The organism is Serinicoccus profundi (assembly GCF_008001015.1).
GTDB classification, from domain to species: domain Bacteria; phylum Actinomycetota; class Actinomycetes; order Actinomycetales; family Dermatophilaceae; genus Ornithinicoccus; species Ornithinicoccus profundi.
This window is the reverse complement of sequence record NZ_CP042862.1, coordinates 3,353,395-3,376,958: the sequence shown is the minus strand read 5'-3', so window position 1 is coordinate 3,376,958 and position 23,564 is coordinate 3,353,395. Positions and strand designations below refer to the sequence as shown.

Sequence of the window (23,564 nt, the reverse complement as noted above, 5' to 3'; positions counted from 1 at the left end):
CACCGTCACCACCCTCAAGGAAGAGAGCAACCATGACCACCGCATCCCGCCGCACCACCGCCCTCGCGCTCACCGCGACCCTCGCGCTCACCCTGTCCGCCTGCAACCGGGGCGGCGAGGGCTCGGCCGAGGGGGGTGACCGCAGTCTCACCCTGGCGGTCTCCACGCTCAACAACCCCTTCTTCATCGACCTGCGCGACGGTGCCCAGGAGGCCGCGGACGAGGCGGGCGTCAGCCTGGAGGTCGTCGACGCCCAGAACGACGCGGCCACCCAGCAGAACCAGCTCGCCAACGCGGCGACGCAGGAGACCGACGCCGTCCTCATCAACCCGGTCGACTCCGAGGCCGCCGCCGCAGCCGTCGACCCGCTGCTCCAGGCCGACATCCCCGTCATCGCCGTCGATCGCGCGGTCGAGGGCGCCACCGTCAACACCACCGTGAGCAGCGACAACGTGGCCGGGGGCCGTCAGGCCGCCCAGGCCCTCGCCGAGGCGATGGGCGAGGAGGGCCAGGTCGTCGTCCTCCAGGGCGTCGCCGGGACGTCGGCGAGCCGGGACCGCGGTCAGGGCTTCGAGGAGGGCATCGCGGAGTTCCCCGACATCGAGGTCGTCGCCATGCAGCCCGCCAACTTCGACCGCGCCCAGGGTCTGGACGTCGCGACCAACCTGCTGGAGAGCAACCCCGAGGTGACCGGCATCTTCGCCGAGAACGACGAGATGGCGCTCGGCGCACTGCAGGCGCTCGGTGACCGGGCCGGCGAGGAGGTCTTCGTCGTGGGCTTCGACGGCACCGGCGACGCCCTCACCGCGATCGAGGAGGGCTCGATGGTGGCGACGATCGCCCAGCAGCCCGCCGAGCTCGGCCGCGCCGCCGTGGAGGCCGCGCTGCAGGCCGTGGACGGCGAGGACCTGCCCGAGTCGCAGCCGATCGACGTCGTCACGGTCACCACGGACAACGTGGCGGACTATCAGTGAGCCCCACCCTCCTGGTCGTCGGCTCGACCAACGTCGACCTCTTCGCCCAGGTCCGTGCCCACCCCGCGCCGGGTGAGACCGTGCTCGGCACGGGGGGCACCCGGGCGGCCGGCGGCAAGGGCGCCAACCAGGCCCTCGCCGCCGCGCTCCAGGCGCGCGGGTGAGGTTCGTCGGCGCGGTCGGTGACGACGCCGATGCGCAGACCGCGCTCGCCTCCCTGCGCGAGGCCGGGGTCGACCTCGGCGCGGTCGCCGTCGCGGCCGGCATACCCACCGGTCTGGCGATCATCACCGTGTCGGACGACGGCGAGAACACCATCGTCGTCGTGCCCGGGGCCAACGCCACCGTGCCGCCGGAGACGGCCGAGGCGGCCGTGGCGCGGATGGGCGAGGGCGACGTGCTGCTCCTGCAGGGCGAGCTGCCCCGCGAGACCACGCAGACCGCGGCGCGGGCCGCTGCGTCGGCCGGTCAGCGGGTCGTGCTCAACGTCGCCCCGTGGGTCAGCCTGGCCCCGGACGTGCTCCGGCTGGCGGACCCGCTCGTCCTCAACGAGCACGAGGCCCGGTCCGCGCTGGCGGAGCTGGGGATCGCCGCCGGGCAGGACTCCGCTGCCGACGCCCGGGCGTTGCACGCCGCCGGTGTCACCTCTGTGGTCGTCACCACCGGCGCGGCCGGCGCTGTCCTCGCCACCGCGGCCGGGGTGGAGGCCGTCGCGAGCCCGCGGGTCCGCGCGGTGGACACGACGGGTGCCGGTGACGCGTTCACCGGGGCGCTCGCCGCCCGGCTGCTGGCCGGCGCGGACCTCGCCGAGGCGGTCGACCACGCCGTCCGGGTGGGGGCCTTCGCGGTGCAGCACGCCGGGGCCCAGCCGTCCTACCCCGCCGCCGGTCAGGAGCTGCCGTGAAGCGCCGCGGGATCCTGCACGCCGAGCTGGCCGGCCGGCTCGCCGGCCTGGGGCATACCGACCTCGTGTGCGTCGCGGACTGCGGCCTGCCGATCCCGCGGGAGACGCCGGTGGTCGACCTCGCGCTCGTCCAGGGGCTGCCCGCCTTCGCCGACGTCCTCGACGCCCTGCTGGACGAGATCGTCGTGGAGGGGTATGTCGTGGCGCGGGAAGCGACCGGCGGCGCCGCCGACCGCACCTTCGAGCAGTGCGCGGGCCTGCTCGGCCCGCGCGAAGAGGTCCCCCACGAGGAGCTCAAGGAGCTCGTGGGCCGGTGCGCCCTCGTCGTCCGCACCGGCGAGGCGACGCCCTACGCCAACGTCGTGCTGCGCTGCGGCGTCGCCTTCTGAGATCACCGCGCATCGTCGCGGGCATGAGCCACATCGTGGTGGCTGCGGGTCGCCCCGACGTCCCGCAGCCACCACGATGCTGTGTTCTCAGGCGGTGGTGGGCAGGACCTTCTCGATGTCGGCGCGGATCGCGGACGGCTCGGTGGTGGGCGCATACCTCGCGACGACCTCGCCGTCAGGCCCGATGAGGAACTTGGTGAAGTTCCACTTGATGCGGCCGCCGAGCAGGCCCTTCTTCTGCTCCTTGAGCCAGGTGAAGAGCGGGTGCGCGTCGCCCCCGTTGACCTCGACCTTGGCGAACATCGGGAAGCTCACGCCGTAGTTGCTCTGGCAGAACTCGCCGATCTGCTCGGCGTCGCCCGGCTCCTGGTTGCCGAACTGGTTGCACGGGAAACCAAGCACGACCAGACCCCGGTCGGCGAGCTCGGAATGCAGCTCCTCGAGGCCGGCGAGCTGTGGCGTGAACCCGCACTGGCTGGCGGTGTTGACCACCAGCACAGCCTTGCCGGCGTAGTCACCGAGGTCCTGCTGCTGGCCGGTGAGCGTCTCTGCCGCGAAGTCGTGCAGCGTGCTCACCGGCGACCCTCGCCGGGGCCCTGCGCCGAACCGTCGGTCCGCTCGTCGACGTCGGTCGGGTTGACCGGGCCTGCACCGTCCGGGTTGATGCGACCGTCGGGGTTGGTGCGGCCGATGGCTGCCTGACCGGCCCGGTCGGAGGCGGACCGGATCTGGCTGGAGTACTTCCCCTTGGTGCGGCGGTCGGCGAAGTCGGCCGCCTTGTCGAGGTAGGACTGCGTCTTCTCGGGGTTCTTGCGGGCGAAGCGGCGGGCCGCGTCCGCGGCGGCACCGAGAGCGGCGAGCTTGCGCAGAGGCATGGTCGTCCCTTTCGTCGGGTGGACTGGTCTGTTAAGGCTCAACGTCGGACAGCGCTAGAAGTTTCCCAGGTCACGCGATCGGTGGGCGGCGATCGTGCATGAGGCGAGGGGTATGGCCTGCCGCGTCGGGGCCGCGGGAAGGGTGCGGGAGCCAGAGCGTCAGGAGAGGTAGGCCTCCTGGACCAGGTCGATGAGCTCGGCCATGGCGCTGGGCGGGTCCTGCCGCCACCAGATGAGCAGCACCGGCACCCGCGGGGCGTCCCGCACGGGCCGGAAGACGACGCCTCGACGGGAGTACTGCGCCGCCGTGGCCTGCGAGGTGAGCCCGATCGCCTGGCCGGCGGCGATGACGGTGAGCCACTCGTCGGTCCCTCGGACCTCGCGCCAGGCCGCCGGCGCCCGCTCCGTCGTCCACAGGTCGCGGGTCGTCGTGCCCGTGGAGGTGTCCAGCGCGACCGTGCGGCCCGTGAAGTCGCTCATCCGCAGGCTGCGCCGGCGGGCCAGCTCGTGCTCGGTCGGCAGCGCCGCCATCCGCCGCTCCTCGCCCAGGACTGCGGTCGCGATCTGCGACACCCCCGGGTCGCGGCGCACGACCGCGACGTCGACGGTGCCCTCGTTGAGCCCGGCGAAGCGGGTCGCCGCGTTGACGAAGGTCAGCTCGGAGCCCGGGTGCCGCCGCGCCCACTCGCGCTGCACGGTGGCGGTGTGCTCGCCGAGCGCGGCCCAGGCATACCCCACCCGCACCTCGCGACCCTCGTCGTGGGCGGCGCGCACGACCGCGGCCGCCTCCTCGACGGCGGCGCGGGCGTGCCGCAGGACCCGCCGGCCGGCTGCCGTCACGGTGACCACGCGGCCGCCGCGCTGGAGCAGGCGCACGCCCAGGGTGCGCTCCAACGCCCCGACGTGCCGCGACACCGAGGCCTGCGTCGTGCCCAGGGTGATCGCGGCGTCGGTGAACGTGCCCTCCTCGACGACGGCGAGGAAGGAGCGCAGGTCGCGCAACGCGACCTCGGGTTCGCTCATGCGACAAGTGTATGCAGCGTGCCTTCCGTGCATTTTTCGTATGCCGCCGCCTGTCCGAGACTCGACGCATGTCCTTGAGCCAGCCGTCGTCCCCCGTCGCCGTGACACCGACGCAGGGATCGGTGCCTGTGCCCGAGGTGGGGCCGGCACTCCCCGACGGGCCGGGGGATAAAGAGGTACCCGCCCCCGGCGGCGCCCGGCGCACGAGCCCGCGCGACATCGCGCTCATGCTGACCGCTGCGACGAGCACCCAGGTTGGCGCGGCCTGGGGCAGCCACGCCTTCGGCGCCATCGGCCCGGCCGGGGTGGTGGCGGTGCGCCAGCTCGTCGCCTCCGCGGTGCTGCTGCCCCTGACCCGACCCGACGTGCGGCGGCTGAACCGTGGCCAGTGGATGCGCGTGCTCTGGCTGGCGGCGATGTTCGCCGGGATGAACCTCGGCCTCTATGCCGCCGTCGAGCGGATCGGCCTCGGCCTCGCCGTCACCTTGGAGTTCCTCGGGCCGCTGGCCGTCGCCCTGCTCGGCTCCCGCTCGGTGCGCGACCTGGCGCTCGCGGTCGTCGCGGCGGTGGGCGTCTACGTGCTCGTGCTCCCCGGCCCGAGCAGCGACCTGCTCGGCGTGGCGTTCGGTCTCGCGGCGGCCGCCTGCTGGGGCGGCTACATCCTGGCCAACCGCTCGGTGGGCGCCGCCCTCCCCGGGGTCCAGGGCACGGCGCTCGCGACCGCGGTGTCCGCGACGGCATACCTCCCCGTGCTGGTGTGGTTGAGCCTCACCGACCGGTTCACGACGGCGGCCTTCGGCTTCGCGGTCGTCGCGGGGGTGCTCTCGACGGTGGTGCCCTACACCCTCGACCTGCTCGTGCTGCGGCGCGTTCCCGCCGGCGTCTTCGGCATTGCGATGAGCGCCCACCCGGTGCTCGCCGCGCTGGTGGGGATGGTGCTGCTCGGCCAGCTCCTCGCACTGCACGAGTGGGCCGGTATGGCGCTCATCGTCGCGGCCAACGCCGTCACCATGTCCGGCCTGGGCCGTCGCCGCGGCTGAGGAGGCGGCACCCACCACTGGCGACACCCCGCGTTCCAGGGGTGCCTAGGGTGTGGGTCAGCCGGCCCGCCCCCGAGGGCCGACGCCGTTACGCGAGGAGAACCTATGAGACCGCTCACCGACGAGGTGTCGATCCACGTCGACGCACCAGCGGAGCAGGTGTGGGCGTTGGTCAGCGATGTGACGCGGATCGGCGAGTTCAGCCCCGAGACGGTGGCCGGCCGCTGGACCGGCGGCTCGACCGGGCCTGAGGTCGGCGCGACCTTCGCCGGGCAGGTGAAGCGCAACGGCGTGGGCCCGACCTACTGGTCGGCGTGCCGGGTGACGCGGTGCGAGCCGGAGCGTGAGTTCGAGTTCTCCGTCGGCACGCGGAAGGTCGCGGTCAACAACTGGGGCTACCGGCTGCGCCCGAGCGGCGAGGGGACCGAGGTCACCGAGTACTACCGGCTCGAGCCGATGCTGCCCATGCGTCTCTACTGGGCAGTGCTTGGCCGAGCCCGTGGTCGCACCAACGCCAGGGGTATGCGGACGACCCTGGAGCGCATGAAGGCGGTCCTCGAGGGGTCGACGCCGGAGGCGGGCGCAGGGTTGACTGGTGCCATGAGCACCGAGGAGCAGCAGCACCAGGTCGTGAGCGCCACCCGGGAGATCGAGGCCCCGCCGGAGGTGGTCTTCGAGCTCATCGCCGACCCCGCCCGGCAGCCCGAGTGGGACGGCAACGACAACCTCGCCGCGATCGTGGGCGGCGGGCGGATCAGCGCGGTCGGCGACGTCTTCACCATGCGCCTGACCAACGACAAGGTGCGCGACAACCACGTCGTCGATGTCGAGGAGGGGCGACGCCTCGCCTGGCGCCCGGCCAGCGAGGGCCAGGCACCCGCAGGCCACGAGTGGCGCTGGGAGATCGAGCCGCTCGGCGAGGGCCGCAGCCGGGTGACCCACACCTACGACTGGCGCGAGCTCACCGACGAGTCCCGGATGGCCAAGGCCCGCAGCATGACCCCCGAGCACCTGCGCGCCTCCCTCGATCGCCTCGCCGAGGTGGCGGAGTCGGCCAACGGCTGAGCCCTCCCGGGATCGCGGGAAGGAGAGCCTGAGCCCGCAGCCTCGTGGCCCCTGCCCTGGTGCCCCGTGCCGGCGCGACTCAGCCCCGAGCTGCCGGGTCCACCCAGGCGGTGAAGACCGGCAGCCCGTGCCACGCTGCGCCGCCCTTGCCGGTATCGAGGGCGACGGCGAGCACGGCGTGCGGGCGGTCCAGGCGCAGGTGGATCTCGCGCACGAGCACCTCCCGCTCCTGCGGCATACCCGCCGCCCGGACCCCCATGGCGGTCACCGCGGCTGCTTCGAAGCCCGTGGCGGAGTAGGCCGCGACCGCGCTCTGCCGGGCCTCGGTCTCGGCGGGTCGCTCCAGCGGCGGCACGTAGCGCGCGAGCGAGCCCAGCGCGGTGGCGAAGCCGGGCGCCGCGCCCAGGTCGTGGTCCTCGGTATGCCGCCACGCCGGCACCCACCCGCTCCACTCCTCGACGACGTCGGTGAAGCCGGTGCGCACCTCGCGGCGCTCGCGCACCGTCCAGGCGTGGCCGTCCTCGGTGACCGGGACCCCGCGCAGCATCCGCGGCGAGGAGAGCAGGGCGCCCACCTCGTGGGCCGCCGCGAGGACCTGGGCCTGCGGCACGCCCGCGTCCGCGATGACGCTGACCACGGCCAGGCCGGAGGTCGAGGTGGGGGCGATGATGCCGACCCGGCCGGCGGCCTCGGTGTCGACCACCGCGTGGCGGGCCCGGCCCGCGTCGGTGCCGAGCCCCCCGTCGTCGAGCTCGTCCAACGGCATCCGCCACGAGATGCGGGTGGCCAGCGCCGAGGCGAGCACGAGCCGGGTCAGGTCGTCGACCTGCAACGGGAAGCGTTCGATGAGCCCGTCGGTGCGCTCGCGGGCCCACCGGTCGGCACCCGCCTGGTCGGGCAGCGGTCCGTCCTCGACGAGCTCCGGCACGGTCCACCCCGCGAAGTCCTCGGTGAGGGCTGCCGCGTCGGCCCAGCGCGCGACCGCCGCGGACACGGCCGGGTGCGGATCGGCGAGGAGCGCGGCGAGCGCGCCCCGCGCCTCAGGCGCGCCCAGGCCGACGACGTCCTCGAGCGCGGCCTGGTCCGCGGGCTCCGCCTGGTCGGCGACGAGCGCCAGCAGCAGCCACGCCCCGAGCCCCGACCCCACGCCCGGCCGGCGCAGCACGTGCTCGTCGAAGCGCACGGCATACCGGCGGATCGCCTGCGCCACCCCGCTGTCCCGTGTCGCGTCCATGCCCGCGATCCTGCCACCTCGGCCGCGCACCGGGTCGCGGAATAGGCTCGGGCCGGCCGGACACCGAGGCGAGGAGGGCGTGATGCGCAACCCTGTGCAGGACTACCTGGAGCAGATCGTCGACCAGTGCGGCGACGCCGGCGGGGAGGCGTGGGCTACATCCCCGAGCTTGCCGCGGCCAACCCCGACCGTTTCGCGCTGTGCCTGGCGAGGGTCGACGGGCAGGTCTACGAGGTGGGGCAGACCGACCACCGCTACAGCATCCAGTCGATCTCCAAGCCGTTCACCTATGCGCTCGGGCTGCACGACCAGGGGCTGGAGGCAGTGGCGCGCAAGGTCGACGTCGAGCCCTCGGGCGACGCCTTCAACGAGATCAGCCTCGCGCCGGACACCGGCCGCCCGAAGAACCCGATGATCAACGCGGGCGCCATCACCGCGACCTCGCTGGTCGCCGGGGAGACCGGGCAGGAGCGCTTCGCCCGGGCGCTGGACTGGTTCGGTGCCTTCGCCGGGCGCGGGCTGGACGTCGACGAGGCGGTCTTCGAGTCCGAGCTGGGCAGCGCCCACCGCAACCGGGCGATCGCCCACATGCTGCGGGAGTTCGGGATCCTCGAGGGCGACCCCGAGCCGGTGCTGGAGCAGTACGTCCGGCAGTGCTCCATCGCTGTCGACACCCGCGACCTCGCACTCATGGCCGCGACCCTGGCCAACGGCGGCCGCCAGCCGCGCACCGGAGGCCAGGTGCTCGACCCCTCGCTGGTCGAGCACGTCCTCGCGGTGATGACGACGTGCGGGATGTATGACGCGGCCGGCGACTGGGTGAGCGCTGTCGGTATGCCCGCCAAGAGCGGGGTGAGCGGCGGCATCATCGGTGTGCTGCCGGGCCAGGTTGGGGGTGGCGGTCTTCTCCCCGCGGCTCGACGCGCACGGCAACAGTGCTCGCGGGGTCGCGCTCTTCGAGCGGATGTCGCGCGACATGGAGATGCACCTCATGCACGTCAGCCGCGGCTCGCGCAACGCCGTGCGCAGCAGCTTCTCGCTGGAGACCGCCCGGTCGGGGACCCGCTGGCAGGGGGCCGACGAGGAGGTGCTCGACCGCGTGGCGGGCCGCGCCCGCGTCTACGAGCTGCACGGAGACCTGCTCTTCGCCGGCGCCGAGGCCATCGTCCGGTCGGTCGTGGAGGACGCCCCTGAGCTGGCGATCCTCGACTTCTCCCACGTCAACGAGATCGCGCAGGTGAGTCGGCTGACGCTCCTCGCGCTGCGCGACCGGCTGCGCGCCGAGGGCTCGGAGGGGGTCGTCGTCGACCCGTCCGGGGTCATCCCCGACCCCGACGCCGGGACCGACAGCGCCTCGCCGCGCTTCACCGACCTCGCCTCGGCGGTCGAGTGGTGCGAGCAGGTGCTCATCCGCACCCACTGCGGGCCGCGCCCCGAGCCGGACCCGGTCGAGGACCACCCGCTCATCCGCGACCTGGAGGGTGCTGCGGCCGCAGCTGTGCGGGGGGCGATGACCCGCCGGGTCGTGTCGGCCGGGGAGGTGGTGCTGGAGGCCGGGACCTCCTTCGCCGGGGTGCACCTCATCGTGCGTGGCCGGGCCGAGGCCCGGGGCACCGGCCCGGACGGCGAGCCGGTCACCTGGGTGACGTTGGGCCCGGGCACGTCCTTCGGCGAGCTGGCGCTCGGCACCGGTGACGAGCAGCAGACCTCGATCCACGCCGTTGAGGAGCTGGAGCTGCTCGTGCTCGGCGCGGATGATCTCGCGCGCATCGCGCAGGACGACCCGGCCGTGGGGGTGCAGGTCTGGCGGGCCATCGCCCGCGACGGCTACCGCGTCGCCGACCGTGCCCTGCGGCGCAGCGCCATCCGCTCGCGCTGAGGGGAGCTTGTCCACAGCGTGTGCACACCCTGTGGAGAACTACATCCGTGTAACTCTGGCCCCCGGCGACGTGATCAACCTCCGCCGTCCGCCGTCGACGCGGCGCGGCCTGCCGGGCGTTGCTCCGGCGACGCGCTCACCTGGCCCGTCCAGACGGCATACCCACAGCGGCGCCGCCGGCCCCGCTCGGGCCGGGGTCGCCGCGACCGATGAGGTGGGACAGGCTGGGTGGTCCCACCACGTGAAACCACCTCGAGGAGGAACCGTGAGTGATCTGACCGACCTCCTCCACCGGCACGTGGACGAGCGCACCGCGCCCGGGATCGTGGCCGCCCTCGGCGACACGACGGGCGCGCTGGAGGTCGCATCGGCCGGTGACCTCCGGCCCGACGCGGTCGTCCGGATCCAGTCCCTGACCAAACCGGTCCTCGCCGTCGCGACCCTGCGCCTCGTCGGCGCGGGGGAGCTCGACCTCGACGACCCGGTCGACGCGTGGCTGCCGGAGCTGGCCGACCGTCAGGTGCTGCGCGCGCCCGGCGCCGACCTCGACGACACGGTGCCCGCGGAGCGCCCGATCACGGTGCGGCACCTGCTCACCTGCACCAGCGGCCACGGGATGATCCTCGAGGACTCGCCGTTGCAGCGCGCGATGGTGGAGAGCGGGGTCGAGGCCGGCTCGGCGCCGCTCACCCTGGGCGCCGACGACTGGCTCGCCGCGCTGGCGGGCCTGCCGCTCGTCGGGCAGCCGGGGGAGCGCTGGCGCTACCACCACTCCTTCGGTGTCCTCGGTGTCCTGCTCGCGCGGGCCGTCGGTCGGCCGCTCGCCGAGCACCTGCAGGAGGACCTCTTCGCGCTCCTGGGCATGGTCGACACGGGGTATGCCGTGCCTCCCGCCCGCGCGGCCCGGCTCCCCGCGGCGTACCGCATCGAGGGCGAGGAGTTCGTGCAGACCGAACCGGCGGGAGGCGGGCACTACGTCGCCGACGACGTGACCGCCCGCAGTCACGACGAGCTGGTCTCGACGCTGGCCGACTACGCCGCCTTCGCCCGCATGCTCGCCGCCGGCGGTGTCCACGAGGGCGAGCAGGTTCTCGAGCCGGAGCTGCTGCGGGCGCTGCGCACCGACCAGGTGCCCGCCCCCGCCAAGGAGCCGGGCAGCTTCTTCCCGGGCTTCTGGGAGAACGCCGGGTGGGGGTATGGCGTCGCCGTCGAGCTCGGCGGTGACCACCCCGGGCGGTTCGGGTGGTCCGGCGGGCTCGGCACGGACTTCTGGGTCGACCCCACCACCGGCCGGTATGCCGTGCTCCTCACCCAGGTCGAGATGGGGCCGCCGGCTTTCCGCCTCCTCGGCGAGCTGCAACAGCTCTGACCCGCGGGGTGCCTGCGTGGCCGAGGGGGTCCGGGGTCGCTGCGCCGTCTCCGTGACGCCCCGGGCCTCCCGGGTCGTCCCGACCTGAGCCGCCGCATACCCCATTGGTCACACGCTCAACGCGACGCCAGGACATGCGGATCTGCGGGGCGAAACGAGCCGCGCAGATCCCGCTATCCCGGCACTCAGTGGCGCGTGTGACGTGCGGTGCCTAGCCGGCGTGCCCTCGGAAGATGACGTGCGGTGACCCTGTGGACAACTTCGGCGCGGGTGAGCCGGATCGGCGCATGATCGAGTGATGCGGGACGAGGTGCGGACACTGCTGGCCGCCTGCGGGCAGGTCATGTCGATCGGGGATCTGCAGGCGTTGGGGTTCGGGCCCGATGAGGTGCGGGCCATGGTCCGTAGCGGTGAGCTCGTCCGGATCCGTCGGGGCGCCTTCGTCTCCGGCGTCGTCTGGCGCGCCGCGGCGCCGTGGGAGCGACCCGCCCTGCGTGCTCGTGCGGTGCTTCGAGGCCTGGGTCCCGAGCCGGCGGTGGCTCCCAGCCACCAGAGCTCGCTCGCCGTCCAGGCCGTCAGCGTGCACGGGACCGACGACCGGGTCCATCTGTGCCGCCTCGACGACGGGAGGTCCCGGCAGGACGACGTGGTCTGCGTGCACCGCCGGGTGCCGGCCGCCTTCCTGATCGACACCGACGTCGGTCCGTGCGTGCACGCGGCGCTGGCCTCGCTGCAGGTCGCGACGCGGTTCGGGGTCGAGGCCGGTCTGGTCAGCGCCGATGCCGCGCTCCGCCTCCGGATGGCGACGAGGGCCGAGCTGGAGCAGGCGCTCCACGTCCTGCGGGCCTGCCCCCGTCGCGCGGCAGCCGCCCGCGTCGTCGAGCTCGCCTCGCCGCTCAGCGAGTCGGCCGGTGAGTCGCGGACCCGCTGGGTCCTGCTCGCGGTGGGCCTGCCCCTGCCCGAGCAGCAGGCCGAGATCGCGGATGAGCACGGCCTCTTCGTGGCACGGGTCGACTTCCTCTTCCGGCGGGAGAGGGTGATCGTCGAGTTCGACGGCATGCTCAAGTACGACGACCCCACCGCCCTCCGGCGGGAGAAGCTGCGCGAGGACCGGCTCCGCGAGCTGGGCTACGAGGTGGTCCGCCTCACGTGGGCCGATCTCGCAGATCCCCGCCTGGTGGAGCGTCGGCTCAGGGGGGCCTTCGCTCGCGCCCGGGCCCGCCGCTGATCGCCGGATCACACCGTTCACAGGCGCACCACGGTGCCAGGACATGCGGATCTGCGCGGCGAAACGAGCCGCGCAGATCCCGATATCCCGGCAGTCCGTGACGGGTGAGGTTCGTGGTGGAGGTGGGGGGATAGGCGTGGGGGCAGGGGGTCGCGCTCGTGGTGCGGTGGCGTGGGGTGGCGCCCCAACGCCCCACGACGCGCACCCCATCACGCGCGCCGCAGCGCCCACCCCCACGCCGTGCAGCCGCGCGGACCCCGGCGCACCGCATACCATGGACCCCGCACCCGACCCCGCCCGAGAGCAGGCCATGGAGACCGCCCCGCGCAGCCGTGACGGCAGCATCCACGTGACCGACGAGCGGATCAACACGATCTCCCACCTCGTCGCGTCGTGCTTCGCGGTGCTCGGAGCAGCGCTGCTCGTCGCGCAGGCCGGCGCCGAGGGCGACCCGTGGAAGATCGTCGGCCTCTCGGTGTATGCCGCGTCCCTGGTCACCCTCTTCGTCGCCAGCACGATCCACCACGGCTTCGACCGGGGCCCGCGGGTCAACGACATCCTGCGCACGCTGGACTACACCTCGGTCTTCGGTCTCATCGCCGGCACCGTCACCCCGCTCGTCCTCGTGCTCGAGCGCACGGTCGCCGGCTGGGCGGTGCTGGGCACGGTCTGGGGCATCGCCGGGCTCGGCATCGCGGCCCGCTCGGTGTGGCGTGACCTGCCCAAGTGGGTGACGAACACGCTCTACATCGTGCTCGGCTGGATGCCGGTCGCCCTCGTGCTCACCGGCCTCTCCCTGCCGGTCGGCGCGCTGGCGCTCATGGCGGCCGGTGGCGTGGTCTACAGCGCGGGCTTCGTCATCTTCATCCTCGAGCGGCCCAACCCGGTGCCCGGCGTCTTCGGCTTCCACGAGATCTGGCACCTGCTCGTCATGCTCGCCGCCGCGCTGCATTTCCTCATGATGTACGCCTACGTCCTGTGACGCCGCGTCTCTTCACGGTGCGCGCCGCGGCCGACCCGCGCGCGCAGGTGCTGGTGCTGCACGGCGGTCAGCAGCACAGCACCGATCCCACGAGCTGGCGCCAGCTGTCGGTGCTGCGCAGCCGGGTCTTCGCCTCCGCGATCGCGCGGGCGGGCGCCCCGCACGGACTCTCGGTCTACTTCCTGCGGTATGCCGTCCGCGGCTGGAACGACGCGGCGCCGCTCGCCGACGCGACGTGGGCGCTCGACCGGTTGCGCGAGCAGCGTCCCGACCTCCCGATCGGTCTCTTCGGCTACTCCATGGGCGGGCGCACGGCGCTCCGGCTGGCCGGTGAGGTGGACACCCTCGTCACCGCGGCGGCCTGGGTGGACCGTGCCGACCTCCCCTCGATCCGCCCGCCGCGGGGCGGCCGCGTGCTGCTCCTGCACGGCGCCCGCGACGAGGTGACGGCGCCCGAGGGCACCCTCGCGGCGGCGGAGCGGTTGCGCCGGCAGGGGGCCGACGTGAGCGTCCGCGCCGACCTCGACGACACCCACGGCCTGGTCCGGCAGGCCCGCACCTGGCACCGGTTGGCCGGGGAGCACCTGGTCGAGTCGTTGCCCGGCTCGGCGCGCGAACGCCACCCCTGACCGGCACAATGAGGTGATGCAGCAGGAGACCGGGGGCGTCACCGCCCTGTCCACCAAGCTCACCATCAACGGATCGCCGCAGGAGCTCACGCACGACGTGCGGGTCACCCTGCTCGACGCGCTCCGCGACCACCTCGGGGTGACCTCGGTCAAGAAGGGGTGCGACCACGGGCAGTGCGGCGCCTGCACGGTGCTCGTCGACGGTCGGCGGGTCGTGTCCTGCCTGTCGCTCACCGCCTCGCTGGACGGCGCGGAGGTCGTCACGGCAGAGGGCCTGGGCACGCCGGGGCAGCTCAGCGACCTGCAGCAGGCCTTCGTCGACCGGGACGCCCTGCAGTGCGGCTACTGCACCCCCGGGCAGGTGTGCTCGGCCCAGGCGATGCTGGCCGAGGCGGCCGCCGGTATGCCGAGCCACGTCACCGACCCGGACGCGCTCGTCGACACCGACGCCACGGTCGAGCTGACCGATGCGGAGATCCGCGAGCGGATGAGCGGCAACCTGTGCCGTTGCGGTGCCTACGTCAACATCCTCGCGGCGATCCGCGACACGGCCGCCCGGCGGGCCGAGGGTGCGGCCGACGCCTCCGTACCGACCGCGAGCGAGGAGTCCTCGTGAAACCGTTCACCTACGAGCGGGCGACGAGCACCGCCGACGCCCTGCGCCGCAGCGTCGCCGCCACCACCGAGGGCCGGCGGGCGGCATACCTCGCGGGCGGCACCAACCTCATCGACCACCTGCGCCTCGGCATCCGCGAGACCGACCGGATCATCGACGTCAGCCACCTCGACCTCACCGAGGTGTGCGAGCTGGAGGGCGGCGGCCTGCGGATCGGGGCGATGGCACGCAACGCCGACGTCGCCGCCCACCCGCTGGTGCGCACGGCGTTCCCGCTGGTCAGCGCGGCGATGCTGGCCGGTGCGTCCGGCCAGCTGCGCGGCATGGCCACTATGGGCGGCAACCTGCTGCAGCGCACGCGGTGCGTCTACTTCCAGGACCCCTCGACCCCCTGCAACAAGCGCGAGCCCGGCTCCGGCTGCTCGGCGATCGAGGGGTTCGGCACCTACAACGCGCTCATCGGGGCCTCCGACGCGTGCGTCGCCGTGCACCCCTCCGACCTGTGCGTCGCCCTCGCCGCGCTCGACGTCACCGTCGTCGCGCAGGGCCCGGTCGGGGAGCGGCGTATCGACTTCGCCGACCTGCACCGCCTCCCCGGGGACCGCCCGGAGGCCGACACGACCCTGGAGCGCAGCGAGCTCATCACGGCGATCGAGATCGCCGGGCCGGCCTTCGCCCGGCACTCGCGCTACCGCAAGCTGCGGGAGCGGGCGTCGTATGCCTTCGCGACCGTCTCCGTCGCCGCCGCCCTCGACGTGCGCGACGGCCGGGTCGCTGACGTGCGCCTCGGTCTCGGCGGGGTGGCGCACAAGCCGTGGCGGGCGCACCGGGTCGAGGACGCGCTGCGCGGCGGCCCGGCGACGGCCCAGGCCTACATCGCGGCCATCGACGCCGAGCTGGAGCAGGCCCGGCCAGGGGAGGACAACCGCTACAAGGTGAGCCAGCTGCGACGGGTCGTCCCCGCCGTGCTGCAGGAGCTGACCGGGCCGGTCGAGGAGGGGCGCTCATGAGCGAGGCGGCGATGGAGGAGTTCCGCGACCGCACCCGGGTCGACGCCCCGCTCAAGGTGGCCGGCCTCGCGCCCTACGCCTACGAGCACGAGCTCGAGGACACGCTCTTCCTCGCGCCCGTCCTGGCGACGATCGCCAAGGGCCGGATCACCGCGATCGACGAGGCGGCGGCACGGGCGGTGCCCGGGGTGCGGCTCGTCCTCACCCACGCCAACGCCCCGCGGATCGCCCCGACGCTGCCGACGCTCACCGTGCTGCGCAAGCCCCGGGTGCGCTACCGCGGCGAGATCGTCGCGGCGGTCGTGGCCCAGACGCCCGAGGCCGCGCGGTATGCCGCGTCGCTCGTCGCGATCACCTACGCACCCGACGAGGCGGACACCCGCCCCGACCCCGAGGCCGAGGACGTGCGCGAGGTCCGCCGGGTCATGGCGATCTACCCCGGCCGGCACAGCGAGGGCGATGTCGACACTGCCCTCGCCACCTCCGCGCACCGGGTCGAGGCGACCTACGCGACGCCGACGAACCACCACAACCCGATCGAGCCGCATACCATCACCGCGCTGTGGCACCCCGGGACGAGCCGACTGTCCGGACCCGGCACCACCCGGGTGACGCTGTGGGACTCCAACCAGGGGGTGCTCGCGCCGCAGGGCGTGGTCGCCGGGGCGTTCGGGCTGCTGCCCACCCAGGTCGAGGTGATCTCGCCCTACGTCGGCGGCTCGTTCGGCACCAAGGGCGCCCCGCACCCGCACACCATGGCGACGGTCATGGCCGCCAAGCTGCTGCCCGGGCACCCGGTCAAGGTGGCGCTGACCCGGCCGCAGATGTTCGCCGGCACCGGGTATCGCCCCGAGACCGTGCAGCGGGTCGCGCTCGCCGCCGACGCCGACGGTCGGCTGACCGCGATCGACCACGAGGTCTACGCCCCGGTCTCCCGGGTGATCCCGTGGATGGACCCGAGCGCGGGCCCGAGCCTGTCGATGTATGCCTCCGCCGCGCGGCGGATCGGCTACCGCACCCAGGACCTCGACATCGCGCCGGGGACCTTCATGCGGGCTCCGGGGGAGTACACCGGCATGTTCGCCCTGGAGACGGCGATGGACGAGCTGGCCCACGCCGCCGGGATCGACCCGATCGAGCTGCGGCTGCGCAACGAGCCGGAGACCGACCCCGAGTCGGGCAAGCCGTGGAGCAGCCGGCACGTCCCCACCTGCCTCACCGAGGGCGCCCGGATCTTCGGCTTCGAGCAGCAGCACGGTGGGCGACACGAGGGCGAGTGGTGGATCGGGCAGGGCGTCGCGTGCGCGAGCTTCCCCCAGATGTCGATGGGTCCGAGCCTGGCCCGGATCACCTTCACCGGCGGCCGGTATGTCGTGAGCATGCAGGCCAGCGACATCGGCACCGGTGCCTGGACGGTGCTGGCGCAGATCGGCGCGCAGGCGCTCGGCGTGCCCGAGGATGTCGTCGAGGCGCGGATCGGCACCAGCGACGCGCCGATGGCGATCATCGCCGGCGGCAGTACCGGGACCTTCGGCTGGGGGTCGGCCGTCATCGAGGCGGCGCAGGCGTTCCGGGCCGAGCACGGGAGCGACCCGGCCGAGGGCGCCACCGCTCGTGCGCGGACCCGGATGCCGGCCGGGGTGCGCGGCGTGACCCGGATGGCGTTCGGGGCGCACTTCGCCGAGGTGGCGGTGAGCGAGGTGTCCGGGCAGGTGCGGGTGCGGCGGATGTACGGCCACTTCGACGGCGGCCGGATCATGAACCCGCGCACGGCCCGCAGCCAGCTCATCGGCGGGATGACGATGGGGATCTCCGGGGCGCTCTTCGAGGAGTCCTACCGCGACCCGCGCTTCGGGCACGTCGTCAACGGCGACCTCGCCGGCTATCACATCGCCTCTCACGCCGACGTCGTCGACCTCGAGGTCGGCTGGGTCGGTGAGCCGGACCCGTGGATGGGCGCGACCGGGGCCAAGGGCATCGGCGAGGTCGGCATCGTCGGGGTGCCGGCAGCCATCAGCAACGCAGTCTTCGACGCGACCGGGGTGCGGGTGCGCGAGCTGCCGTTCACCCCCGGCAGGGTGCTGGAGGCCTGGGAGGCGCTGGGCTAGGAGGAACCGGCCCCCAGCCCCACCGAGCGCCGCAGATGGTTGCTCTTCACCCCACCGAGCGTCGTAGATGGTTGCTCTTCCCCTCACCGAGCGTCGTAGATGGTCGCTCCTCACCCCACCGGGGCTACGGTGGCAGGCAGCGCCGGGTCCCACCCTGGCGGCATACCCCGGGGGAAGGAACCTCATGAACCAACAGCACTGGCCGCGGCTGAAGGTCGCCGACTGGGCCGACACCCGCGACACGCTGCACCTGTGGACGCAGATCGTCGGCAAGGTCCGGACGGCCTACGCGCCGCTGGTGAACCACTGGTGGCAGGTCACGTTGTATGTCAGTCCCCGCGGGCTGACCACCGGCACCATCCCGACTCCGCGGGGCGCACTCGACCTCGAGTTCGACTTCGTCGCGTACCGGCTGCGGATGCGCACACAAGCCAGGGTGGTGAGCGGGAGGTCGCGCTCGAGCCGATGACCGTCGCCGACTTCTACGCCCGGACGATGGCGGCGCTCGCCGAGCTCGGCCTCGAGCCGCAGATCCAGGGGAGCCCCAACGAGGTGGACCCGGCGATCCCGTTCGCCGAGGACCAGGGCACGCCTCTTACGACGCGCAGTCGGCACACCTCTTCTGGCAGCAGCTGGTCCAGGCCGACCGGGTGCTGGGAGAGTTCCGCTCCCACTTCGTCGGCAAGGTCAGCCCCGTGCACTTCTTCTGGGGTGCGATGGACCTCGCCTGCACGCGCTTCTCGGGCCGGACGGCGCCGGAGCATCCCGGCGGGGCGCCCAACTGCGGCGACTGGGTCATGGTGGAGGGCTACTCGCGCGAGCTCAGCAGCTGCGGCTTCTGGCCCGGTGGAGGGGAGGAGGGCGCGTTCTACGCGTATGCCTACCCCGACCCGGAGGGTTTCGCCGAGGCCGAGGTCGGCCCGCAGGAGGCGTTCTGGAGCACCGAGAACGGCCAGTTTCTGCTGCCCTACGAGGCCGTGGCCGGGGCGGCCGACCCCGATGCCGCCCTGAGCACCTTCCTGCACGACACCTACGCCGCCCGCGGCGGACCTCGGCGGTTGGGACCGCGCCAACCTGGAGGACGAGCCGTCTCGGTGGCCGCAGCACACCCGACAGGGTGGCGGCCCCGGTGCGCTTCGGGCCTAGGCTCACCGCACGAGCATCGGTGAGGAGCGGCGCCCTGAGCGGCGGTGATATCCACCTCACCCTGCTGACCGAGGGGACCGGCACTTTGACCTATAGCTGGTCTGCTGGTCCCATGGAGCGGTGAACGACTCCCACGGCACCGCGGCAGGGAACCGTGTCGTCGGACCCGTCGATGACGCGGGGGAGATGCTCGTCCTCGGCCCACGCCGGACGGGTCGGCGTGCTCCGCGCGACCGACGAGCCGTGAGCGTCGTCGCAGAGTGCGTCACCGCCGCCCTCGTGGTGGTGCTGCTCTGGCCCGTCGCGGCTCGGGTGCAGAGCCTCGCCCTCGTCCGGGACCTCGACCTCCTCCTGCTCGTCGTGTCCGGATCGGCGGCGGTCGCGGGCCTCGCCGCCGCCTGGCTGCACGTGCGGCTGGCCGGTCGGGTCCGGGGTGCAGGCGTGGTGGGGGGTGCCGCCGCGGTCGTGGCCGGGACGGCCTTCTCCGGGTCGACGCTGAGCGTCGTGGCCGGCTGGACACCGCTGTGGCTCGTCAGCGCCGCGACGCTGGCGTCGACCGTGGCGGCGGTGCGCCTGCCACCCGGGCGCCGGGTCGCCCCGGCGGCGGGGTCGGTGCTCGGGACGGTCCTGCTCTGCGTCGCCGCGGCGCAGACGGTGGCGCAGCTCCTGCCGGCCGCGCCCGGTGCCTCCCCGCCGCTCCTCGCCGACGAACCCGAGGGAACCCCGGAGCCTCCTGCGGTGGACGCGCCGGGTCCGACCATCGGGGATCTGTGCCACCCGGACGAGTTGATCCTGGAGACCTCGGTGCCCGAGCCCGCGATGAGCGACGTGGTCGCCACGCTCACCCTGACCAACGAGGGGGAGCGGACCTGCCGGGTGGAGGGCTTCCCCACCGTCTCGCTCATCGGCCAGGTCGAGCAGGACGACCTGACCCTGCAGGTCAGGGTCTCGGAGGTCGACCCCGCCGGTGGCGGCCCGGTCGAGATCGAGCCGGTCGAGATCGCTCCCGGTGACCGGGCGCTGACCCAGGTGTGGTGGCCGTCCTGGGGTGCCGCGGCCGATCTCGCCAGCCCGCAGCAGCTGCGGATCGGCGTCGGCGGCAGCACGGAGGTGCTGGACCTGCCGCCCGAGCGCCGGTGGGACGTCGTCCAGAGCGCCGAGGCGTGGGTCGGGCCGTGGCGGCCCGTCGAGGAGGGTTGAGACGGGATGGATCTGCTCCGCCACTGCTCCTACGTCCTGGCCGTCGTCGACGAGGGCAGCTTCACCGATGCCGCGATCAGCCTGGGCATCACGCAGCCACCGCTGAGCCAGGGCGTGCGCCGGCTCGAGGAGCGCTGGGGCGTGCGGCTGCTGGACCGCAGCGCCCGCGGGGTCGGCCTCACCGCGGAGGGGCGTCGGCTGCTGCCGGTGCTGCGCTCCCTCGTCGCGGACGCCGAGGCCCTGGAGCGGCGGGCCCGTGAGCTCGGTCGGGACCCGGGCGACCTGGTCTGCGGGGTCGACCCCGCGCTGGCCGGACTCACCGAGGCCGTCCTGGCGCGGCTCGCGGAGCGCTCGCGGGTGCCGGTGCGCCCGCGTCCGGGAACCCCCGAGGTGCTGGTCGACGCGCTGCGCGGTGGTGAGATCGACCTCGCCCTGGTGCGCCACCCCTGCGTCACCGACGGGGTGCACGCCGGAGCGCCGGTGACGGTGCGGACGGCACTGGTGCGCCCCGCGGCGCGCGAGACCCACGACGCCTTCCCCGTGCCGCGCGGTCTCTCGCTGGTCCTGCGCCCGCGCGAGGAGGCGCCGGCCGCGCACGACCTGCTCTGGCACGAATGCCTACGGGCCGGGCACGACGGGCCGCTGATCGAGGCCGAGCACGGGGCGCTGGCCTGGGTAGCGGCAGGCGCGGGCTGGACCCTGCTGCCCTGGGCGGCGCTGCCAGCCGTGCCGGAGACCGTGGTCGTCACCGAGGCGCCGCCCCGACTGTCGTTGCGGGCCGTCGTGGTCGCCCGCGAGGACGAGGTCGGGCAGCAGGCCCACGCCGTCCTCGCCGGGGTCGCGAGGGGTGCCGATGGTGGGTGAGCCGGAGCAGCGCATCGGCGACCTGCTCCGGGACGCCGGGGCACGTGGCTGGGTGCACGCCGCGCCGTTGCGGGCGGCTCCGACCCGGCCCGGGCTCGCCGTCCGGCACGAGGTGTCGTATGCCGCCGACGACCTGGTCCCCATGGCCTCGCTCTACAAGGTGCTGCTCGCCCTGGCCTGGGCCCGCCTCGTGGACGCGGGTGATCTCGACCCGCGTGCACGGCATACGGTGTCGGCCCCTGACCGCACCCCCGGCCCCACCGGGCTGTCGAGCCTCGAGGACGAGGTGGTGGTCTCCCAGCGCGACCTGGTCACCCTCATGCTCACCGTCTCCGACAACGCCGCGGCGGACGTCCTGCTCGACCTGGTCGGGCTGCCGCGCCTGCGTGAGGTCGCCGCCGACGCGGGCATGACGGCCACGACCCTGCACGGGGGCACGCGGCACCACCAGCGGCTGCTCCTGGAGGAGGTCGGGGCGCCGGGCTTCCCGGAGGCGTTGCGGCTGCTGCGGGACCGCCCGGGTCATGGCGCGACCGCCGTCTACGACCCCGCCATGAGCTCGACGACCACCACCAGGGACATGACCCGGCTGCTCGGCGCCCTCTGGCGCGAGGAGCTGGTCGCGCCGGAGTCGGGGGTGAGGATCCGCCGGTCTATGGCCCGCCAGGTCTTCCGCCACCGGCTGGCGTCGGGGTTCCCGCACGACGACGTCGAGATCGCGAGCCGGACCGGCTCGCTGCTGGCGCTGCGGCACGAGGTGGGGGTCGTGACCTTCCCTGGCGAGGAACCGGTCGTCGTCGCCGTCCTCACCCAGGCGCTCAACCCGGCCCAGCACCTGCCCGACGTCGATCGGGCCATCGGCGAGATCGGCAGGGTCGCCGTCGGGCCGCTGCGGCGTGTGTGCGGTCGGGGTTATAGCCGTGGCGACTGACCGGGGGGCGTGTCGGCACTTTGGGGTATGCCGTGCGGTCCTGGTTCGCTGAGCCCATGACCTCCTCGAGAAGTCCCCGCGTGCGTCGACCGGTCAGCGCGCTCGGCATCGCCGCCCTCGCCACGGCGGGCCTGGCCGCGTGCGACACCGGACCCGAGGGGTCCCCGACGGAGGTCGCCGAGGCCTTCGCCGAGGGCCTGGAGGCAGGGGACCTGCGCGGGTTGCCGCTCGTCGACGGGACGCCCGAGGCCGCCCAGCAGCAGCTCGAGCAGGCCCATGCCGGGCTGGGCGAGGTGCCGGTGTCGGTCGAGGTCCTCGAGGTCGACCCGGTCGACGAGGCGATGCGTGCGGGGGCACGGTTTCGGCTGACCTTCGACCTCCCCGGGGACGGGGAGGACTTCGTGCAGGAGAGGTGCCGGCGCGGCTGCGCGTCTCGGAGAATGTCTGGTCCCTGGCCTGGGAGCATGCCCTGCTCGGGGTACCCAAGGGTCAGCGCCTCGAGCTGGAGCAGGTGCGAGCCCCGCGGGCCGACATCGTCGACCGGGAGGGGGAGCCGCTCGCGACCGCGAGGCCGGTCTGGCGGTTCGGGACGGACAAGACGCTGGTCGAGGGGGAGGAGGCCACCGACGCGGCCCGGGACCTGGCGGACGCCGCCGGCCTCGACCCGGAGGCCTACGCGGAGCGGGTGTCGTCGGCCGGGCCGGAGGCCTTCGTCGAGCTCATCACCTACCGCCAGAGCGACCCCGACGGCCAGGAGCTGGCGACGGCGACCGAGGGCATACCCGGAGCGGTCGCGCTCGAGGACGAGCAGGTGCTCGGCCCGACCCGGACCTTCGCCCAGCCGCTGCTCGGCACCGTCGGTCCGGTGACGGCCGAGCTGCTCGAGGAGGCGCCCGACCGCTACGCCGCCGGTGACGTCGTCGGGCTGACCGGCCTGCAGGCCGCCTTCGACGACCGGCTGCGGGGCGGTCAGGCGGCCGTGGTCAGCGCCGTGGACGTCGACACGGGCAGCTCCACCGTGGTCATGGAGCAGGAGGAGGTGCCAGGTGAGGAACTGCGGCTCACCCTGAGCGGTCCCCTGCAGCGCGAGGCCGAGGCGGCGCTCGCGGACGTGGAACCGCCGAGTGCCCTCGTGGCGCTGGACCACACGACGGGCGACCTGCTGGCGGTCGCCAACGGGCCGGGCTCCGAGGGCGCGTCGACCGCGCTCGCGGGGCAGTACGCCCCGGGCTCGACCTTGAAGGTGGCCTCGGCGCTGGGCCTGCTGCGCGAGGGATTCACCCCGGACTCGGAGGTCACCTGCACCGAGGAGCTGACGGTGGACGGCTATCCGTTCACCAACGTTCCGGGCTACCCGGAGTCGGCCCTGGGCACCATCACGCTGCGGACCGCGCTGGCCAACTCCTGCAACACCGCTCTCATCGCCGAGCGGGACCAGGTGCCGATGGACGCGCTGGCCACCACCGCAGCGGACCTCGGTCTGGGCGCTGTCTGGGACATGCCGGTGACCGCCTTCTCCGGCTCCGTCCCCGACGCGGCGCAGAGCGACACCGAGCACGCAGCGACCCTCATCGGCCAGGGCCGGGTGCTCGCCTCACCGACGGCCATGGCGGCGCTCGCCGGCACCGTCGCGCAGGGCGAGCAGGTCGTCCCGCGGATCGTCGCTGATCAGCAGGTGCCGACGGCCACAGGGGGGATCGAGCCGTCGGAGGCGGAGGCGCTCCAGGAGATGATGCGCGCGGTCGTCACCGAGGGGGGAGCCGCCATGCTCGCGGACAACCCCGGCCCGCCCGTCCTGGCGAAGACCGGCACGGCGGAGTTCGGCACGCAGAGCCCGCCGCAGACCCACGTGTGGATGATCGCCGTCCAGGGCGACCTCGCGGTCGCCGTCTTCCTCGAGGAGGGCGAGCGCGGCTCCACCACCGCCGGGCCGGTCATGGACGCCTTCCTCACCGAGGCCCAGCGACTCGGGGACTGAGGGCGACCATGTGCGGCGCTCGGTGGGGGTGAGCGCAGCCATCTGTGGCGCTCGGTGGGGCTGGGGGCGACCATCTGCGGCGCTCGGTGGGGGTGAGCGCAGCCATCTGCGGCGCTCGGT

Annotated in this window: 23 protein-coding genes and 3 pseudogenes; 22 read left to right on the top strand and 4 right to left on the bottom strand. The window is 73.9% G+C overall.

Annotated elements, in window-relative coordinates; all coding sequences use genetic code 11:
• The first annotated feature begins 32 nt into the window (after window positions 1–32).
• The 4 genes from FA582_RS15820 to rbsD are packed head-to-tail and all read left to right on the top strand — an operon-like array spanning window position 33 to window position 2,267.
• The gene (locus tag FA582_RS15820; RefSeq protein WP_010146815.1) at window positions 33–974 is read left to right on the top strand and encodes a substrate-binding domain-containing protein; all 942 of its coding nucleotides are present in this window, start codon (window positions 33–35) and stop codon (window positions 972–974) included.
• On the top strand, window positions 971–1,138 hold the full coding sequence (locus FA582_RS17610; protein ID WP_338093012.1) for a PfkB family carbohydrate kinase: 168 nt from the start codon (window positions 971–973) through the stop codon (window positions 1,136–1,138). Before FA582_RS15820 ends, FA582_RS17610 begins: the two co-directional genes overlap by 4 nt.
• Complete coding sequence (locus FA582_RS15815; protein WP_338093011.1) at window positions 1,135–1,878, top strand: PfkB family carbohydrate kinase; 744 nt, start codon at window positions 1,135–1,137, stop codon at window positions 1,876–1,878. The genes FA582_RS17610 and FA582_RS15815 overlap by 4 nt, the downstream gene beginning before the upstream one ends.
• Window positions 1,875–2,267 carry a D-ribose pyranase gene (rbsD, locus tag FA582_RS15810; protein WP_010146813.1) on the top strand — a complete coding sequence of 131 codons (393 nt, stop codon included), beginning with the start codon at window positions 1,875–1,877 and terminating at the stop codon, window positions 2,265–2,267. The genes FA582_RS15815 and rbsD overlap by 4 nt, the downstream gene beginning before the upstream one ends.
• Window positions 2,268–2,354: 87 nt before the next feature.
• On the opposite strand, the gene FA582_RS15805 is transcribed toward rbsD, so the two are convergent.
• The 3 genes from FA582_RS15805 to FA582_RS15795 form a co-directional block, all read right to left on the bottom strand.
• On the bottom strand, window positions 2,355–2,843 hold the full coding sequence (locus tag FA582_RS15805; protein WP_010146812.1) for a glutathione peroxidase: 489 nt from the start codon (window positions 2,841–2,843) through the stop codon (window positions 2,355–2,357).
• A complete protein-coding gene (locus FA582_RS15800) occupies window positions 2,840–3,142 on the bottom strand; it encodes an antitoxin (protein WP_010146811.1) in 303 nt (100 codons plus the stop codon). Before FA582_RS15800 ends, FA582_RS15805 begins: the two co-directional genes overlap by 4 nt.
• A gap of 159 nt (window positions 3,143–3,301) precedes the next feature.
• Entirely contained in the window at window positions 3,302–4,165 is an 864-nt protein-coding gene (locus tag FA582_RS15795; protein ID WP_010146810.1) for a LysR family transcriptional regulator, read from the bottom strand.
• Between the two features lie 122 nt (window positions 4,166–4,287).
• Here FA582_RS15795 and FA582_RS15790 point away from each other — a divergent pair, with 122 nt between their 5' ends.
• Window positions 4,288–5,205, top strand: coding sequence for an EamA family transporter (locus tag FA582_RS15790; RefSeq protein WP_237707480.1), 918 nt, complete (start codon window positions 4,288–4,290; stop codon window positions 5,203–5,205).
• A gap of 105 nt (window positions 5,206–5,310) precedes the next feature.
• Window positions 5,311–6,270, top strand: a complete 960-nt coding sequence (locus FA582_RS17605; RefSeq protein ID WP_010146808.1) for an SRPBCC family protein — start codon at window positions 5,311–5,313, stop codon at window positions 6,268–6,270.
• Window positions 6,271–6,349: 79 nt separating this feature from the next.
• Here FA582_RS17605 and FA582_RS15775 read toward each other — a convergent pair whose 3' ends face one another.
• A complete protein-coding gene (locus tag FA582_RS15775; protein WP_010146807.1) occupies window positions 6,350–7,504 on the bottom strand; it encodes a hypothetical protein in 1,155 nt (384 codons plus the stop codon).
• Window positions 7,505–7,630: 126 nt separating this feature from the next.
• Between FA582_RS15775 and FA582_RS17600 the strand changes: the two are divergent.
• The 16 genes and pseudogenes from FA582_RS17600 to FA582_RS15710 form a co-directional block, all read left to right on the top strand.
• Window positions 7,631–8,338 (top strand): annotated as a pseudogene (locus FA582_RS17600) (glutaminase); the annotation flags it as partial.
• A 37-nt stretch (window positions 8,339–8,375) separates the two neighbouring features.
• Window positions 8,376–8,450 (top strand): annotated as a pseudogene (locus tag FA582_RS17775) (hypothetical protein); the annotation flags it as partial.
• Window positions 8,451–8,603: 153 nt separating this feature from the next.
• On the top strand, window positions 8,604–9,383 hold the full coding sequence (locus FA582_RS16810) for a cyclic nucleotide-binding domain-containing protein (protein WP_202798070.1): 780 nt from the start codon (window positions 8,604–8,606) through the stop codon (window positions 9,381–9,383).
• 265 nt (window positions 9,384–9,648) lie between these two features.
• Window positions 9,649–10,752, top strand: coding sequence for a serine hydrolase domain-containing protein (locus FA582_RS15765; protein WP_010146806.1), 1,104 nt, complete (start codon window positions 9,649–9,651; stop codon window positions 10,750–10,752).
• A gap of 298 nt (window positions 10,753–11,050) precedes the next feature.
• Window positions 11,051–11,980 carry a type IV toxin-antitoxin system AbiEi family antitoxin domain-containing protein gene (locus tag FA582_RS15760; RefSeq protein ID WP_010146805.1) on the top strand — a complete coding sequence of 310 codons (930 nt, stop codon included), beginning with the start codon at window positions 11,051–11,053 and terminating at the stop codon, window positions 11,978–11,980.
• 274 nt (window positions 11,981–12,254) lie between these two features.
• Entirely contained in the window at window positions 12,255–12,962 is a 708-nt protein-coding gene (trhA, locus tag FA582_RS15755; protein WP_141567521.1) for a PAQR family membrane homeostasis protein TrhA, read from the top strand.
• Entirely contained in the window at window positions 12,959–13,591 is a 633-nt protein-coding gene (locus FA582_RS15750; RefSeq protein WP_010146803.1) for a dienelactone hydrolase family protein, read from the top strand. The genes trhA and FA582_RS15750 overlap by 4 nt, the downstream gene beginning before the upstream one ends.
• 16 nt (window positions 13,592–13,607) lie before the next feature.
• The gene (locus FA582_RS15745) at window positions 13,608–14,207 is read left to right on the top strand and encodes a (2Fe-2S)-binding protein (RefSeq protein WP_010146801.1); all 600 of its coding nucleotides are present in this window, start codon (window positions 13,608–13,610) and stop codon (window positions 14,205–14,207) included.
• The gene (locus FA582_RS15740) at window positions 14,204–15,217 is read left to right on the top strand and encodes an FAD binding domain-containing protein (RefSeq protein WP_010146800.1); all 1,014 of its coding nucleotides are present in this window, start codon (window positions 14,204–14,206) and stop codon (window positions 15,215–15,217) included. Before FA582_RS15745 ends, FA582_RS15740 begins: the two co-directional genes overlap by 4 nt.
• The gene (locus tag FA582_RS15735) at window positions 15,214–17,325 is read left to right on the top strand and encodes a xanthine dehydrogenase family protein molybdopterin-binding subunit (RefSeq protein WP_010146799.1); all 2,112 of its coding nucleotides are present in this window, start codon (window positions 15,214–15,216) and stop codon (window positions 17,323–17,325) included. Before FA582_RS15740 ends, FA582_RS15735 begins: the two co-directional genes overlap by 4 nt.
• A 184-nt stretch (window positions 17,326–17,509) precedes the next feature.
• The gene (locus FA582_RS17460) at window positions 17,510–17,794 is read left to right on the top strand and encodes a DUF5996 family protein (RefSeq protein ID WP_202798069.1); all 285 of its coding nucleotides are present in this window, start codon (window positions 17,510–17,512) and stop codon (window positions 17,792–17,794) included.
• A pseudogene (locus tag FA582_RS17450) lies at window positions 17,791–18,494 on the top strand (DUF5996 family protein). Before FA582_RS17460 ends, FA582_RS17450 begins: the two are co-directional and overlap by 4 nt.
• Window positions 18,495–18,714: 220 nt before the next feature.
• A complete protein-coding gene (locus FA582_RS15725; protein ID WP_158640899.1) occupies window positions 18,715–19,671 on the top strand; it encodes a DUF4232 domain-containing protein in 957 nt (318 codons plus the stop codon).
• Between the two features lie 6 nt (window positions 19,672–19,677).
• Window positions 19,678–20,535, top strand: coding sequence for a LysR family transcriptional regulator (locus tag FA582_RS15720; RefSeq protein ID WP_010146794.1), 858 nt, complete (start codon window positions 19,678–19,680; stop codon window positions 20,533–20,535).
• The gene (locus FA582_RS15715; protein ID WP_010146793.1) at window positions 20,528–21,466 is read left to right on the top strand and encodes a serine hydrolase; all 939 of its coding nucleotides are present in this window, start codon (window positions 20,528–20,530) and stop codon (window positions 21,464–21,466) included. The genes FA582_RS15720 and FA582_RS15715 overlap by 8 nt, the downstream gene beginning before the upstream one ends.
• Before the next feature lie 412 nt (window positions 21,467–21,878).
• Window positions 21,879–23,444, top strand: a complete 1,566-nt coding sequence (locus FA582_RS15710; RefSeq protein WP_158640898.1) for a penicillin-binding transpeptidase domain-containing protein — start codon at window positions 21,879–21,881, stop codon at window positions 23,442–23,444.
• Window positions 23,445–23,564 lie beyond the last annotated feature (120 nt).

Excerpts from the sequence above, each read along its gene's own strand:
- FA582_RS15745 (WP_010146801.1), top strand. The coding sequence starts at position 13,608 with ATGCAGCAGGAGACCGGGGGCGTCACCGCCCTGTCCACCAAGCTCACC.
- FA582_RS15735 (WP_010146799.1), top strand. The coding sequence starts at position 15,214 with ATGAGCGAGGCGGCGATGGAGGAGTTCCGCGACCGCACCCGGGTCGAC.
- FA582_RS15720 (WP_010146794.1), top strand. The coding sequence starts at position 19,678 with ATGGATCTGCTCCGCCACTGCTCCTACGTCCTGGCCGTCGTCGACGAG.
- FA582_RS15760 (WP_010146805.1), top strand. The coding sequence starts at position 11,051 with ATGCGGGACGAGGTGCGGACACTGCTGGCCGCCTGCGGGCAGGTCATG.
- FA582_RS15795 (WP_010146810.1), bottom strand. The coding sequence starts at position 4,165 with ATGAGCGAACCCGAGGTCGCGTTGCGCGACCTGCGCTCCTTCCTCGCC.
- FA582_RS17605 (WP_010146808.1), top strand. The coding sequence starts at position 5,311 with ATGAGACCGCTCACCGACGAGGTGTCGATCCACGTCGACGCACCAGCG.
- FA582_RS15820 (WP_010146815.1), top strand. The coding sequence starts at position 33 with ATGACCACCGCATCCCGCCGCACCACCGCCCTCGCGCTCACCGCGACC.
- FA582_RS15800 (WP_010146811.1), bottom strand. The coding sequence starts at position 3,142 with ATGCCTCTGCGCAAGCTCGCCGCTCTCGGTGCCGCCGCGGACGCGGCC.
- trhA (WP_141567521.1), top strand. The coding sequence starts at position 12,255 with ATGGACCCCGCACCCGACCCCGCCCGAGAGCAGGCCATGGAGACCGCC.
- FA582_RS17460 (WP_202798069.1), top strand. The coding sequence starts at position 17,510 with ATGAACCAACAGCACTGGCCGCGGCTGAAGGTCGCCGACTGGGCCGAC.
- FA582_RS15775 (WP_010146807.1), bottom strand. The coding sequence starts at position 7,504 with ATGGACGCGACACGGGACAGCGGGGTGGCGCAGGCGATCCGCCGGTAT.